The organism is Paenibacillus sp. 2003 (genome assembly GCF_031455635.1).
Taxonomy (GTDB): Bacteria; Bacillota; Bacilli; order Paenibacillales; family Paenibacillaceae; genus Paenibacillus; species Paenibacillus amylolyticus_B.
The window spans coordinates 976,157-992,324 of sequence record NZ_JAVDTB010000001.1 but is presented as its reverse complement, the minus strand read 5'-3'; the positions used below and the strand labels follow the sequence as shown (position 1 = coordinate 992,324).

The following is a 16,168-nucleotide window of genomic DNA, read 5'->3' as shown; positions in this document are numbered from 1 at the left end:
CCCTCCTTAATAGTGAACCCAACGTTTCTGTCCGAGCCACTGCATTACTGTGAAGACCATGATGATGGCAAAGAGCGCCCAGCTAATGGCAGCAGCATATCCCATCTCGTAATATCGGAAGGCATTCTGGTAGATAAACAGCGACAACACCGTTGTACTGTTTCCCGGCCCACCCTGAGTAATCGCCTGAATAATACCAAAGTTTTTGATCGTCATAATCAGTCCTGTAATCAGCAGCAAAAAGGTAGTTGGGCTCACAAGCGGCCAAATCACTTGACGAATGGTCTGCCAGGGGCGGGCTCCATCAATCCGTGCAGCCTCAATCAATTCCTCCGGAATTTCCTGCAAAGCGGCCAGATAAATAATCATGTTGTAACCCAACATGAACCAGATCCAGATGATATCAATCGCATACATGGACCATTCAGTTGTTGATAACCAGCCGGGTGGATTCGTAATACCAATCCCGCGCAAAAAACCGTTAATCGGCCCCGACGTTGGCTGGAACAGCAGCATCCAGACAAAGGCGATGGCAACACCGCTGGTGATATAGGGCATGAAATAGAGAGCACGCAGTGTTTTTTGCCAGTACACCGACTTGTTCAATGCCACAGCCACGATAAATGCCAACCCCATCGATACTGGAACCGCTAACAGAAATACAAATGTATTTCGCAGCGCCACGCCAAACAGATCATCATTCAACATCCGGCGGATATTGTCCAGCCCGACGAAATTCGTCTCCGGGCTCATGAATTTGTAATCGGTGAACATGAGATAGAACGAATAAACAGCCGGTATAATAAAAAACAACAGCACGCCAATCATATTGGGTCCAATAAACAAATACCCGAGCCTGCTCTGCCGTTTCATCCAGGATTTATGCATATGCTCCCCCACTCCTTAACATCTGTTCTGGAATTAAGCATAACAAGATGTCCTCCATTATTTAAGGAACATAACCCTGTACCTGATATCACAGATATATGTATTTCAGCAGTGCCTTTCGGCAGGAAAACAACATGGAATTGTTCTATTACTTATATAGAAAAAACCGCCCCTTTAGGGACGGCCTTTGGACATATTACTTTTGCATTCTATTGATTCTGCTTCAGCCAGTCATTATGACGTTTGACCATGTTCTGAACCGTAACTTCGGCAGTCTGGTTACCAAGGAAGAACTTTTCATACTCCTGTGCACGCAGATCAACCACTTCCTGCGCAATGCTGCGGACAAACGTAGGTGTCTCGTCACCATACAACACAAATTCCAGTGACTCCTTATCATAAGAATCGGCATAATCGCCCAGCAGATGATCAATGGCAGTCTGTTGATCAACCGCATTCGAGGAAGGCAACCGTCCACCCGCAGCCATCGGCATCATTCCCCCATCGGCGTACCATTTCAGGAATTCCCATGCGGCTTCTTTATTTTTCGACTTGGAATTGATCGCGATAAAGTCACCAAGTCCTCCGCTCTTCACCATATCTGCTTCCTGTGCAACCAGTCTCGGTACAGGGGCAAAGGCGATTTTCCAATCCCGCGGGAACTCGGTCATATTGTTTGATGTACGGATCAGCCATTCGCCGATGTTAATCATGGCAGACTCACCGCCAAGGAACATGTTTTCCACCGGCATTTTGGAAGTCAGCTGCTCTCCGAGCGGAGGGGTGGTTGCATCCTCCTTCATCATTCCGTTCAATGTCTCCAGCCATTTGGTAACAAGTGGATCATCGAGGTTGGAAGTGCCGTCTGCCTTAACATAACCGTTCTTCACCAGAACGGAATCGAGCGGGTCTACATAGGAAGCGGTATGCTGCACCAATCCGTACTTGAAGCCAGAAGCCTTCAGCTTAAGTGCATATTCACGGGCTTCATCCCAAGTCCAAGCTTTTGGAACACTCAGTCCGGCCTGATCAAGCGCTTTCATGTTTAGTGCGAAAAAGGCAGCGTTTTTCTTGGTTGGCATCCCGTAATATTTGCCGTCCACTTTCCAGGAAGCCGCATCTTCACCCATTTTCTCATCAATGTTGTAATCAGTGAACTCACCCAGATCCAGTGCTGTCCCACCCTTGATGCGTTTATCCAGATTCGTGAGGGTATAGTTGACATACAGATCGACGTTCTGCCCGGTGGACAGCGCCGTATCCAGCTTCAGGTTGCCATCATCATCATTCACAAACCGCACATATTCCACCTGAATATCAGGATGCTCCGCATTCCAGGTATCTACCACCTCCTGTGGACCATTCTCCGGCGGCACCGCCCCCCACATGGTGAGCTTCACTTTCCCCCCTGCCGCTCCACCTCCGTTATCTCCACCGTTCGTCTCATTTTTACCTACACAGCCGGCAAGCAAGCCCAGCATCAGCGCACCTACGATTAACCCGGTTAATCCTTTTTTGATTCTCATCTGGTCACATGACCTCCCTGAATTGAAGTGATGCCTTCCGTTATATCGTAGCAGGGACCTTGCTGGGTTCATAAGATACATATCCATGATTCGGATTGAACAAAAATACGGATTTACTTGTGCTTGCCTGAGCACTCGGTACACATATCCCTTCTACTCATCCTGTGAGTCATGAGCGATGGCGGTACTGACTGGGCGTGCAACCGGTCCAACGCTTGAATATTTTGATAAAATAATTATCGCTTCCGAATCCTACCCGGTAACCAATCTCCTGTACAGGAAGATCCGTCTCACGCAAGTATTCAGCCGCTTTCTCCATCCGTACCCCGTGCAAGTAGTGAATCAGGGTATGGCCGGTTTTCTTTTTGAACAAAGCACTCACATAATTCTCGCCCATCATCACATATCGTGACATGGATTTGACGGTAATGTCCTGGTCGTAATGCTGTCCGATATACTGAATTATTTTGCTAATCTCCGGATGCTTCACAATCGGCTCACGAACAGGTGTGAACGGAAGATCAGGTTCAGGCGAGGGCGCAGAAGAGCCGGTAAGAGAATTAGGCAAATCAGGCGTTGATGTGAGAACCTGTGAGGAAGGTGGCACTTGATGATGATCTGTCTCTGTCCGGGCTTCAGTCGAAGCTCCCAGTTCTGCACTTACTTTACGGAGTGTATCACGCAGTGAATTCACACTCATGGACAGTTTCAGAATATAATTGGAAGCCCCGTATTCCATTGCACGGCGTACATATTCGAACTCCCCCATACAGGTGAGCATGACAAATTTGGTTTTTAACCCGGCCTGACGGGTCTGTTTGAGTAATTCCAGACCATCCATACCTGGCATGACAATATCGGTCAGTACCAGATCCGGTGTATCCTGTATAATCATCGCCAGCGCTTCGGTCCCGTTACCGGATTCCCCGATGACCGTGAAGCCCAGCTCTTCCCAGGAAATAATCTCTCTCACCGACTCACGTACAAATACTTCATCTTCCACAAGTAATACTTTCCACATGCCAGATTCCCCTCTCCAGTGCGCTAGTCTGATCGCTTCTGTACGTAAGGCGTCGACAATAAAAAAGGAATGCTGAACCTCACTAATGTCCCCGGCTTGGTATCAATCACTTCAAGTTCACTTTGGCCTTTGAACAATAACCGCAATCGTTCCTTAAGGTTAGACAGGCCGATCCCCGGACGTGTGCGGGTCATTTGCAAACGCCGGGATTCCTCCATTCCAATTCCGTTGTCTGCCACCTCCAGCATCAGCTTTCCTGTGTCTTGCCTGTAAATTCCGATGCGGATCTGACCAAGATGTTCCAGTGGCCCGACACCGTGGTGAATGGCATTCTCCACCAGTGGCTGCAAGCTCAGCTTGGGCACCAGCGCATATTCCAGTTTATCGTCAAATTCACAAGTCACCTCAAAGCTATCGCGGTAACGAATCCGCTGAATATGAAGGTAGGCTTGAACCAACTCAATCTCGTCCTTCAGGTATACCAATTCGACCTGTGAATTCAGGCTAACCTCCAGTAATTTGCCCAAGGAAACACACATCTCGGAGATCTCTTCATTCCCGCTGCGGATCGCGCTCCATTTCATTGTATTCAATGTATTTAGGAGAAAGTGCGGATTCATCTGGGCCAGGAGCATATGAAAATGTACCGCTTCCTTCTGGCGTTCCTCCGCCTTGAGTCTGTTGATCATCTGATTGGCATCATCCAGCATCGTATTGAACGTGCGTGTCAGTTCCAGCACTTCCCCACGGCTGCGGCCTTCGGGAATACGAATCTTGAGGTTTTTGCGGACAACCTCCCTCATCTTATTCTGTAAGTGCGACAAGGGGCGCGTGAACGTTGCCGAGATCATAAAAGCCATCACTACAAATGCTCCTGTGAAGCCAAAAAAGGTCAGAAAGTAACGTTGTTTAAGCTCGGATATCTCTGTAAACAGAATGGACAGCGGAATGCGATTCACCATATACCAGTCCAGTGATTCAATGTACACGTAGTTAATCAGCGTATCCGAGGCTGGATCAGTCAGATAAGCCTGTGCCGGATGAAGAGCTATTTCACGCGTAACCTCCGGGGAAAGCACCGATGTTTTGGATGAACTGGCGATGGTCTCTCCACTACCTGTAATAAGGTAATACTCTTGGTTAGTCTGGGAATCCTTCAGCATGGTCTGGAACCAGTAGGAATAATCAATGCTAATTCGTGCCAGCCCGTATCGCTTGCCGCCGCTATCTTTCATGTAAGCATACAGCGACAACAGATATGGGCTGGAGGATAACTCTCGGAGCACAGGGTTAGAATCCCGTGCATCCCAGCGATAGAAAAGTTCTTCCGGTTGAAGCGAGTGTGAATCCGTACCGCCTTTTGGAATGGTTATTTCCCCCAAACGTTCGCGGAATTGTTCCAGATAGGGGCCATAAGTCAGTGCTTTTTTGGGCAAATACGAAGTGTAAACGCTATCATGAAAATCCAGCAAGGTAAAGTACACCGAAGGGTTATATAGGAAGAAACTGTTGTTGATCATCTTGAACTTTTCTTCTACCAGCGACTTGTTCTCCAGCGGCGTACGGCTGTCCGGGGAGGTTAGCACACTTCTTACCGCGGAATCCTGTTCCAGAAAAATGAGCGTTTTGAAGGCAATGCTCATCTGGTCCTCCAAGGAGCGGTACATCTGGACTAGTTGCTCATGGCTCTGCTCACTGATTTTCTGCTCGACCAGCGATTCAATCTGCTGATAATTGTAGACATTCAATGCACTGAACGGCAAAAGAATCAACACCACAAATGCACCGAACAGACGGTACCTGAGCCGCTGTGGCAACCAACTTTTCCAATTTGGTTTCTTCATTCCTTAGTGCTCGCTCCCCTACAATTAATGACCCCATTATAGCATCTACCTGCCATTCACAGCCGGGGGCGGATGATTTGCATGGATTTGTGATATCCGTTTCCTGCATCCATGTGAACTACACAGATATGTTCTATTCGTGTAAGAAAGAAATGAATGAATGAGTGAGTGAATGAATGGATGGCTAGAAGGATGATAGCCTTTTTTCATACTTGATGTCGTCTCCGATACTCCGAGGGACTGATTCCTATGGTGGACGAAAATACGCGGCTCAGATAAAATCCGTTCTCATATCCACATCTCTCAGCTATCTGCGTGAGGGTCAGACGGCTATCTGCCAGCAAGGCTTTTGCCTTTTTGAGACGAATCGCTTTCAAATAATCAGATGGTGTCTCTTGAAAGGCCTCCCGGAACCTTCGGGTGAGCTGGACTGGACTCAAAGCCAAATGTTCGGCCAACATTCGGAGACTGACCGCCTCTCCTGCCCACTCCTCCAACAACACTGCCGCTTCAGCCATCAGAGCATCCTCCGTAAACTTGGTTTCCATTAGCCTGCTCTGTCTGCGCTCCCATTGATACAGCCGCCACAAATCCAACATCAGATGAGTTTTCCATCCTGTTGTAGCCTCATCGTTGTCCTCGCTCGCCTGACGCAGGTAGGCATATGTTGAAGCCAGACGCTTCGTATCATTAATGAGGGATTTTCCGATTGGCGGCAGGAGACTCTCACCCTCTGCGGAGTTACAACGGAACAGCATATAGTGAAACGTCAGCGGTGTTACCGTCTCTCTGCGAAAAGGAACGTGGGGCGGACATAACACCAGATCAGCAAAACCCGCCTCTCCGGTCTGCCCATCAATATCATAACGAAATACGCCCTCTTCAACGGCAAAGACCACCCAAGCGTCGTAGATATCTTCTGCCAGAGCAAATTCAGCTTTCTTCTTCCAGTAGATGTGATTAAGGAGGTCCATGACACACCTGCCTTTGTTATGAAATAAAGTATATGCTCGATGATAATATAGTGTATTTGAAAAGTAAATATATAGAACTAATATGAAATTATAGATATGAAATCTGAGCTTAGGCTCATCCATATTCAATGAGAGAGGTGTTCATATGAAGCACGAACTCGTTAAACCGGATATCACCGTCATCGGGGGCGGGCTTGCTGGCGTATGCGCTGCCATATCTGCTGCCCGGCTGGGCCAGCAGGTCGCTCTGGTGCAGAATCGTCCTGTACTCGGCGGCAATTCCAGCAGTGAAGTACGCGTATGGGTCTGCGGCGCTACCGCCCACGGAATTAACCGCTATGCCCGCGAGACGGGCATAATGGGGGAACTGTTTGTAGAGAATCAGTATCGTAATCCGGAGGGCAATCCTTATCTCTGGGACTTGATCATTCTGGAAGCCGTTCGAGCTGAATCCAACATTAGCCTGTATCTGAACACGGATGTACATGAAGTCGAGGCCACTGGGGATGGAGATGAACGCATGATCACCTCTGTAACCGGGTGGATGATGGGTTCTGAGCGCAAAATCCGATTCGAAAGTCAGATCTATCTGGACTGTACAGGTGATGGACTGGTTGGCTTTTTGGCTGGTGCCAAGTTTGCGCTCGGCCGGGAAGCCCGCAGCGAATACGGTGAAGAATGGGCACCGGAGGTTGCCGATGAGATCACGCTGGGCAGTACACTTCTCTTCTATACCAAGGATGCTGGTGCGCCTGTCCGTTATATCCCGCCTTCTTTTGCCAAGGATATCACGCAGACGAGTATTCCGATTCGCCGGGTCATTCGCAGCGGGGATTCCGGTTGTCATTACTGGTGGATTGAATGGGGCGGTGAACATGACACCGTTCATGACAATGAGCTGATCCGTGATGAGCTGTGGTCCGTGATCTACGGAATCTGGGACTATATCAAGAACTCCGGCAAGTTCGAAGCTGACCAGATGACGCTGGAGTGGATCGGTTCGCTGCCTGGCAAAAGGGAGTACCGCCGCTTCACGGGTGACTATGTGCTCACCCAGAACGATATTATCAGCCAGCGGGAGTTCCCGGATGCCGTTGCCTTTGGCGGCTGGTCCATTGACCTGCATCCCCCGCAGGGCATGTACGCCGAAGCGAGCGGCTCGAAGCATATGCATGCCGATGGCGTATATCACGTGCCGTTCCGCTCGCTGTATTCCGCAAATGTGCGAAATATGCTCATGGCCGGGCGCGACATCAGCGCATCACATGTCGCCTTCGGCACAACGCGCGTCATGGCAACATGCGCGGTCATCGGCGAAGCCGCGGGTACGGGCGCGGCGCTCTGCGCGGCCATGGGGGTGTCGCCGCGCGAGCTGTACGCGAGGCATCTGGCGGTCCTGCAGCAGACGTTGCTGCGGCAGGACGCTTCCATCATCGGGGTGCGCAGCCACGATGAGCTGGATCTGGCCCGGCGTGCCAAGGTTACAGCCTCCAGCACGCTGACGGGCATCGCCCTTGAGCAGCCTGGCGAGACGTACCCGCTGGGTACGGATGTTGCCCTGCTGCTGCCTGTGCATCCAGTGCTCAGCGGCCTGGAGCTGCTGCTGGATGCATCCAGCGATACCGCGCTGACGGTAGAGCTGTGGGATACGGGGCGTAAGGAGAACTACGTCCCGCATTCGTTACAAGTTACGGCGAGTGTTAACGTTACAACAGGAACTGCGCAGTGGGTGAAGCTGCCGCTCGAATGGCGACCGGAAGAACCACAGAATGCTTTTATGATCATCCGCTCCAATAAAGCCGTCTCACTCTACCATTCGACAGAAGCACACAGCGGGGTGCTGATCTTCTTCAAAACAGAAGAAAACCACGTGTCCAAAAATCTGGAGGATCATGCCACGGATCAGCCTGTCGTATTATGGTCTATGCAGGGGTTGGCGCGTCAGCCCTTCTGCTGTCGTACCCTCTCTGAGACCACGGCCTATTCAGCGGACAACACGATCAACGGTTACCATCGCCCTTACGGTGGGCCGCAACAGTGGATGTCGCAGCCGATGCAGTCTGGCAAGCCGGAATGGGTACAACTGACATGGGAAGAGCCACAAACCTTGGCTGAATTGCACTTGACGTTTAATGATGATGTAAACGAGGATCTGGTTAATTTACATCACCATCAGACTGCATTCCGTGTGATGCCTGAACTTGTGCGTGATTATCAGGTGGAGGTATTAAGTCGGTCTGGGGAATGGATCGAGATTGTAAATGTAACGGAAAACCGCAAAAGAAAAGTCAATCATACCCTGGATACACCTGTGTATTCACAGGCGCTTAGAGTGAACATGGATGCCACCAATGGAAGCAAGTACGCGGAGTTAATCGAGATTCGGGCCTATGGGGAGCCAAGGTTGACAGGCAAAAGCTAAACGCAAAACACATTGGAATAACCCCTGGGATTTCTCATGAATTCTAGAGGTTATTCCAATGCCTTTAAAGAGGTCTATTTCAACTTAAAGGATCTGTATATAAAAAATGCAATTGAACCAAATAAAACGATAATGAATATAACAATGGGCAACCAACCGTTGTTAGCCTCTTTTTCACTGGAAAAACCAAGGATCATCCAACTTATATACATGAAAAACAGTGTTATTTCAGCCTTCATTACATTAACCATGATACGAGCATTTGTATATTGTCTCTCTGCGTTGTCTAAATTTAAGTTCAAGTAATTATATGTATGTGGGTATTTTTCAAGAGTCGATAGACCAATCCATAATATAAGTCCGATTATTAATGGTATCCAAACGACCCACTTTCCCCCCCACCCATCCGGTTCTCCTTTCATATTAAAGTGTATCGGCAACTCATTCGGTAATGTCATCCATTGCTGGGTGAAGTATAACGTAAAGATAATAAACAACATAAATGTCGTGATGTCTAACACTATTTCTACTCTCGTTTTCTTGATTGCTATCTTTGGACGTTCTTTGAGCTCCAAATTTTTCACTACTCCTTCAATAATCTATTTAGTAGAGGCACTTCAAAGGAGTATAGAACAAAATAGGTGCCCTTTCAAACCAAAAGGAGGATACAGAAAACTGTATCCCCCATCCTCCGTACAAGTCCGCCTTCTTCTATTCGGCGGTTGGAACCCGTAAGCCCTCAATCAAGATAAACAACGTAAGTGCTTGTCCATAGCCCATCGGACTGATCGCTATATCTTTATAAAACTGAGCATCCTGCCCCACAGGTGTACCATAGGACACCTGCTGTACAACTCCGTGATCATCAATATGTTTCAACACCGCTTCAAGCGCACTCAAGCCATTCTGGCGATAGGATTCATCCAGGTATCCATACCGAATTCCCTTGAGAATGCCGTATCCAATCGCTGCTGTTGCCGAGGTTTCTTTGTAAGAGGTTGGATCATCCAGCACAGTGTGCCACATGCCATCCTCACCCTGAAGCTTGCTCAGTGCTCTGACTTGAGCGGTTGCTGTATCCAATAGATAGGCCTTCAGCCCGTCTTCGATCGGAATGATATTCAGGAAATCCATAACTCCCGCCGTATACCATGCATTGCCTCTTCCCCAATGAACAGCACCATAATTATGATTTTCATTGAAATCCCAGCCATGATAGAACAATCCGGTTTTCTTGTTATATAGATATTTGATATGCACAAGAAACTGTCGTTTGGCTTCTTCCACCATGTCGGGTTTCTTGAAGTATACCCCTGCCTTGGCCAAAAATAGCACCGTCATAAACAGGGTATCAATCAGAATTTGACCATCATTGGCATCTCCCGTGATCATATGTTGAAACGCACCATCTCCGGTTCGCAGCAGTCCATCCATGAGCCAGCTGCTCCACTCCTCACAAACCTGTTCGTACTCTTTGTTTCCGGTCAGCTCGCATAGTGAGATCAAAGTAAGGAGCGGAGCACAGGTGTTCACATTTTTTTCCGGTAACCCTTCCATCAGCCTTGCATTGTACCATGATTTCAGAAATTCCAGCACTTTGGGATCTTTCGTTGCCTCATGGAGCTGAAGCAAGCCATACAGACCGACACCTTGCGGCCATTCCCATAGATGTATGTCGATTAGTCCGATGGGAAACTGTTCATTGATGCTTGTGTTTTTCATAGACTCCATAGCTTGAGATACCTTGCTTATTCTCTCCTGCAGCACCATTTGATTCAGCATGTTGGTTATCACTCCCTTGGTTTCTTGCACACGATTCAGCGCTCCATGTCCAGTAACTTCAGTTGTCCCTTCACTCCATAACCTTCGTGTATAATTTCCTCTTCTTTAATAAGAAAAGGCTTGTTCATTCCCCATTGAATTGGACCATATACCGGGTCTGTTAGAGTGAGAGTTAAAGCTTGACTGTCGAATTGCGGGCTTGCAGAACGAACTTGGTTGATAAAAGCGTCAAATGACCCGAATTGCTGCTCGCTTCCTGCTCTTAAAATCCAGGCGTTACGCAAGCCAGGGGAAATAAGTTCACGCTCTCTTGTCACCCCGTTGCTCTCCATACTCGTCCCGTTAGCTGCATATATAGCTGCATAACCCTTATCCAAACGGGCAAAATGCCAGTTCTCATGCCTTACCCATTCCGTTAAGGAGTGAGTAGGAAAATAAGCATGTGTCCAGTCAGAGTTGTGATCCGCAGGAATATCAAACATCATCAAAGCGATCCCCTCATGCTGAACAACATCGGGCAATATCCCATTCCCAGCCCAGAAGCAAGGTCGACCATCTCCATGCTTGTATATTTCTGCCGGATGATTCACCCAGATCAGCGCCTCAGGTGACAGAGATAAATGCTGGACATGCTCCTGATAACCTGGCTTGCCTGGGCGGAAGCGAATGATTGAGGATAAGGAATATTCTTTTGTCCGACAATGATAGAGCTTGGCGTAACCTCCCTTGCCCTGCTGATTAGCGAACACCAACTGCTGATTGTCCCCGAGCAACAGATGCTCCTGATATGCTGCTGGAGGACTGTAATCGGATAAACTCAAGGCAACATTGCTGATTGAATAATTGTTTACATTGCCAACGCCATAAGCGATCCAGCACATTGAAGTGGTGCCCGCTGCATAACCACCCAGCAGTTCCTTCTCATAGCTGCGCCCAAACGTTGTGGACAAGACTCCTTGATGCATCTGAACGGTAATATAATAGAATAACAGGTCCATTGCCTTTTTGGCTTGCTGCCTGAGCTGTTCATTATGGGCAAACTCATAGATATGCAATAGCCCAACCGCATCAATCGGAATGTATGCACTTGAATTCCATTCTGCCAATCCTTCATCCAAAAAGCGCTCAAACCATAATGCAAGCCTCCGCTCTGCTTTTTGACGGTGTACTTCACCGGATTCACCACTGTTGCTGAATGTTTCATCTCCAAACAATTGTCCAGCTAACAGCTCATTGGTATGGAACAACAAGGCATGGTTCTCACTGAAGAACCACATCACATCATCGCCAGGTTCATCTATCCAATACCGATAGCCCAGAATGCTTGCTTTTACCCGATCCCAGAACGATTCACTGAACAGACCGCTATTTCGCTCATCTCTCCAAAGACGGAACAGCCCCACCAGATAGAAGTCACTGCAATCCTTCCGTTGCTCAATCCCTTCCACACCATCAAGCAAAATGTTCTCCGCTTCTTGCAGATTGCCTCCTGTTTTCAGCATGGCGATGGCCTTATGGATATTAGGACTGCCCTTCTCGGCAATGCATTGCAGAGCTAGGGATTTGCGGGCTTCAATATCCGAAGCTTGCTGGGCGGCCTCATCATAGCTGGTATCATAGGATTGGCAGCCAAACTTCTTGGTTAGTACAATATTTGAAACTGAAATAGACAGGGTGAAGTATACGTAATGATGACCGAGTTGATTCGTATGTGCCAGGACCAGGTCCGTTTCCTTTTCGGCTATCTGTATCGTCTTATTTTCGGTACCGTCAAAAAAATTGCCATACTGAATATCCACCTCTCTAACGATGTCCGGTAAGGGAAGCGGCAGCTTGAGCTTAATCTGCTCACCTCTGAAGAGATCCGAAGGAAAATAAGCCTGTTCGAGGGCTTCCTCTGCCGATATTACAGACTCCGCCAAATGAGGAGCAATAGGCAGGGAAATCACCAATTCCTCGTCTCCCAGGTATTCCACCGCAAAAGCATACATGGTATCCCGCTCAGCCAGATCCTCCCAACAGGCATAGATCTCATTGATTCCGGCTACAAGTTCAGCTTTAATAACGATTTCCTGTTCCTTGTTACGCGTGAGTGGTGCAAAGTCCGTTACCATTTCCCCATTCACCCACAACGTCAGACTGCCATAGGTCTTAATCCGCAAAGAGGCGGTATGAGCAGTCGGAGAAATCAGTCTTGTCGCCGCGTAACTGCGCAGATGTGTCGGTACAAACCAAAATCCTGATTGCTCCACCCGTGGATTATTCCAAGGAGAATACAGTGCCCAAGGCATTCCGTTCTCTTCTCCAACGAAGTCGTCTCCCGGGCTAGGAAACTCGCTCCATTGATCAAAAAATCGGTTAACAGGCTGCGTTCTCCTATGTTCTACAAATTCCTTTCTGCATGGATTCTCATGAATGGCAAAACCATCGATTAGCCAATCATTAATATCTCCCTCCATCGTTGTTGGAACAAAGGCAACAGGCTTCGTATATATGCCGCTGATCATCCAATGATTAATGACCTGATTGTGACCTAATTTCATAGGTTTATAATTCAAGGTATCCATCCCACTCCGGGTGGTATCTGACATTCAACTCATCCTTTCATTCCTGAAGTAATCATACCGCTGACAAAATAACGCTGGAAAACCATAAAAACAATCAGTACCGGAAGCATCGTGATGACGGACATCGCAAGCAAACTTCCCCAATCCACGTTGTATTCACCAATAAAATTAGAAAGTGCAAGCTGAATCGTATATTTCGATGGGTCACTGATCGCAATTAACGGCCATACAAAATCATCCCATCTCCACATGAAGGAGAAGATTGCGAGCACCGCAAGAATCGGCTTCGCTATGGGAAGAATAATGCTCCAATAAATTTTCCATTCACCCGCTCCATCCATCCGTGCAGCTTCCAGTAGCTCGTCCGGTACGCTCAGCAAATACTGCCGCATAAGGAACACACCAGTCGGGGTTGCTGCTGGTGGGATAATAATCGCGAGCAGGCTATTATACATCCCAAGTGCGCTCAGCACCTTGAATATAGGAATCATGATTACCTCAATCGGAATCATAAGTGTTGAGATAAAAGCAATTAATATGATCGAGCTTCCGCGGAAGCGGTACTTCGCGAGTGCAAAGCCTGCCATGGAATTAATCAATAACAGCAGCAGCGTTGAGGACACCGTTACGATCGTACTATTCATAAAATATAAGCCAAAATCGCCTTTGCTGAATGCCGCCTTGAAATGCTCAAAGGTGACGGGCTGCGGCCACAACTTGGGAGGGAAGCTGTATAGATCGCTATTCGTTTTCAGAGAAGAAATCACGACCCACAGGACAGGCAGGAGCCACACCACTGCAGCAACAGTTAACATACTGTAGATGACAACTTTGACCATAGGCTTCATTACCATTACGTAGCCCCTCCTTTCGATAGACGGAATTGCAGAGCCGAGAATCCACCAATAAGGATAAACAGCATCACCGACATGGCACTGGCCAGACCGAGCTCCTGTCTGTTAAAGCCAATCTCATAAATATATTGGACAATATAGGTGGTATCTTTGCCCGGCCCACCACCTGTAAGCGCAAACATAAGTGGAAATGCTTTGAACGCGTCAATCAGAGTCAGCATAACAACAAGCAAGCTTGTGGGCTTCAAAAGCGGGAGCGTGATATAGCGAAACACCTTCATTCCCGTTGCCCCGTCCAAGCGGGCAGCCTCATAATAATCCGTAGGTATAGCCTGCAAACCCGCGATAAAAATGACCATGAAAAAGCCTGCACGTGACCATACTGTCGCGATGATTACAGCCGTATTTGCCCAAAAGGAAGAGGTTAAAAAGCCGACAGGTTCCACACCAACCACAGTTAACAGATGATTCAAAATGCCAAATGAATCTCCGAAAATCCACTTCCAGGTCAATCCTACGATAATGTAAGAAATCATGGTCGGCCAGTAAAATACGGCCCTGAAGAACCCGCGCATTCTAATCTCGCGCGCAAGCAGCAAAGCAATGCCGAGCGCTGCTGCATATATTAGCGGGACAACAATTGCTGCATAAATCCCCGTTCGTCCGATGGTCGACCAAAATTCCCGATCTCCCATAATTTTGATATAATTGTCCAGCCCGTTGAACTTCATTGGGTTCAATCCATCATAGACATGGAAGGAATAATAGAGGCCCAATAAAGAGGGAAATACGATAAAAGTTCCAAAGATCAGGAGATTGGGTAATATAAACAGATAAGGAGCAATAACGAGCTTCCTGTTCTGTCTTGCCAGCGTATTCCTGTTTAATCGTTGTCCTTCACTCATCTGCTTGCCCCTTCCTTATGCGTTATTCGGAAAGGGAGGCTTTACAGGAATCGCTAAGCCCCCGTATACGAATTAGACACATGGCTTTACGTTTATTGACTGCCAATAGCCTCGTTAATCAGTTTGGCTGTTCGATCCAGTGCCTCCTGCGGAGTTGCCTTATCGGATAGAACCTCAACAATATTATTTTTCAGGTCCGTTGTAATTTTGGATATAATGGTCTGCCTGGACCAGTCATTAGCTGCAAGAGGCGAACTGTTCTTCAGTTCATCCGCGAAGATTTCAAACATCTCCTTGCCAAATTCATAATTCAGGACAGCGCTGTCCTTCCGTGGACTCATAAACAATGACTCCTGATTATATTTTGAATTCACTTCTTTGGACGTTAAGTATTCAATAAATTCTGCTGCCTCCTGCTCATATCCACTGCCTTTGAAAGCCATCAGAAACTTCCCGCCTGGTACGGAAGAACGTTGTGTTCCTTTTGGCATATAGGTGACTCCCCATTCAAAATCGGTGATATCCTTGTAATTGCTGATCATCCAGTTGCCAGCCCAGTGGGTAGCCACCGTCCCTGAACGGAACAGGTTGTTCGGATTTTCCCCTCCGAGCCATACGGATTCGGGCATGATCCCTTCTTGATGAAGCTGTTTGAACTGCTCCATGCTACGGATTCCGGCTTCATTGTTAATCGCTGCTGCAGTGCCATCCTCTGTTAAGATGCTTCCGCCATTCTGATACAAAAGAGTGGACCATCTATGCGGTGTGACATCCCATACCATGCCATAACGTGCTCCGCCTTTGTCCATAACCTCTTTTAACGCAGCTGTGTATTCATCCCACGTCCATACCTGGTCAGGAGATGTCGGTACTTTGACGCCCGCTTTATTAAATAAGGTTTTGTTATAAATAAGCCCATTCGCTGTGACATCCATAGGCGCCGCTACTAGCTTGTCGTTAATAACATAGTAAGGTTTAAGTGAGTCAATAAATTGATCCTCGAATTGATCCGCATTGTCCACGTAAGGTGTCAGATCAACCGCCTGATTAGCAAATGATCCGGTATCCGTGATCCGGCTCAGGGCAGGTGGCTTTCCACCGGATAACATGGTTTTTAATTTGGTTTGGATATCCTTGAAGCCAACTTCAATCAGGTTGATTTTAACCTTGGTATTGGTCTGCTCATAATCTTTAATGATTTCCTTGATGACCTCTCCTTCTTTGCCATCAGAGAACCACAGGAAATCCAGAGTTGTTTGTTTTGGATTAGCATTGGTACCTGAATTTCCGCAAGCAGTCAATACGATGAGTAACATGACCAATACCATGCTAGTGGTGAGCTTAAACGTTGTTCTTTTTGTCATATCAACATCTCCTTGGAAGGG

Annotated in this window: 12 protein-coding genes; 1 reads left to right on the top strand and 11 read right to left on the bottom strand. The window is 47.7% G+C overall.

Annotation, left to right across the window (positions count from 1 at the left end):
- Positions 1-6: 6 nt before the first annotated feature.
- From J2X75_RS04690 to J2X75_RS04670, 5 genes are all read right to left on the bottom strand, one after another.
- Positions 7-888, bottom strand: coding sequence for a carbohydrate ABC transporter permease (locus tag J2X75_RS04690; protein WP_310334598.1), 882 nt, complete (start codon positions 886-888; stop codon positions 7-9).
- A 209-nt stretch (positions 889-1,097) separates the two neighbouring features.
- A complete protein-coding gene (locus J2X75_RS04685) occupies positions 1,098-2,414 on the bottom strand; it encodes an ABC transporter substrate-binding protein (protein ID WP_310334597.1) in 1,317 nt (438 codons plus the stop codon).
- A 169-nt stretch (positions 2,415-2,583) separates the two neighbouring features.
- Positions 2,584-3,435: a response regulator transcription factor gene (locus J2X75_RS04680; protein ID WP_310334595.1), complete on the bottom strand. Its 852-nt coding sequence runs from the start codon at positions 3,433-3,435 to the stop codon at positions 2,584-2,586.
- Positions 3,436-3,458: 23 nt separating this feature from the next.
- Positions 3,459-5,279, bottom strand: a complete 1,821-nt coding sequence (locus tag J2X75_RS04675) for a cache domain-containing sensor histidine kinase (RefSeq protein ID WP_091017031.1) — start codon at positions 5,277-5,279, stop codon at positions 3,459-3,461.
- Between the two features lie 206 nt (positions 5,280-5,485).
- Positions 5,486-6,253 carry a helix-turn-helix transcriptional regulator gene (locus J2X75_RS04670; protein ID WP_310334593.1) on the bottom strand — a complete coding sequence of 256 codons (768 nt, stop codon included), beginning with the start codon at positions 6,251-6,253 and terminating at the stop codon, positions 5,486-5,488.
- A gap of 145 nt (positions 6,254-6,398) precedes the next feature.
- Here J2X75_RS04670 and J2X75_RS04665 point away from each other — a divergent pair, with 145 nt between their 5' ends.
- Positions 6,399-8,675 carry an FAD-dependent oxidoreductase gene (locus J2X75_RS04665; protein WP_310334592.1) on the top strand — a complete coding sequence of 759 codons (2,277 nt, stop codon included), beginning with the start codon at positions 6,399-6,401 and terminating at the stop codon, positions 8,673-8,675.
- A gap of 74 nt (positions 8,676-8,749) precedes the next feature.
- On the opposite strand, the gene J2X75_RS04660 is transcribed toward J2X75_RS04665, so the two are convergent.
- The 6 genes from J2X75_RS04660 to J2X75_RS04635 form a co-directional block, all read right to left on the bottom strand.
- Complete coding sequence (locus J2X75_RS04660; protein ID WP_310334590.1) at positions 8,750-9,250, bottom strand: DUF1648 domain-containing protein; 501 nt, start codon at positions 9,248-9,250, stop codon at positions 8,750-8,752.
- A gap of 136 nt (positions 9,251-9,386) precedes the next feature.
- Positions 9,387-10,457 carry a beta-galactosidase BglB gene (gene bglB, locus J2X75_RS04655; protein ID WP_310334588.1) on the bottom strand — a complete coding sequence of 357 codons (1,071 nt, stop codon included), beginning with the start codon at positions 10,455-10,457 and terminating at the stop codon, positions 9,387-9,389.
- A gap of 35 nt (positions 10,458-10,492) precedes the next feature.
- The gene (locus J2X75_RS04650; protein ID WP_310334585.1) at positions 10,493-13,048 is read right to left on the bottom strand and encodes a hypothetical protein; all 2,556 of its coding nucleotides are present in this window, start codon (positions 13,046-13,048) and stop codon (positions 10,493-10,495) included.
- 5 nt (positions 13,049-13,053) lie between these two features.
- Positions 13,054-13,872, bottom strand: a complete 819-nt coding sequence (locus J2X75_RS04645; protein WP_373419856.1) for a carbohydrate ABC transporter permease — start codon at positions 13,870-13,872, stop codon at positions 13,054-13,056.
- 5 nt (positions 13,873-13,877) lie between these two features.
- Positions 13,878-14,783, bottom strand: a complete 906-nt coding sequence (locus tag J2X75_RS04640) for a carbohydrate ABC transporter permease (RefSeq protein WP_310334584.1) — start codon at positions 14,781-14,783, stop codon at positions 13,878-13,880.
- Between the two features lie 92 nt (positions 14,784-14,875).
- A complete protein-coding gene (locus J2X75_RS04635) occupies positions 14,876-16,147 on the bottom strand; it encodes an ABC transporter substrate-binding protein (RefSeq protein ID WP_310334583.1) in 1,272 nt (423 codons plus the stop codon).
- Between the last annotated feature and the right edge of the window lie 21 nt (positions 16,148-16,168).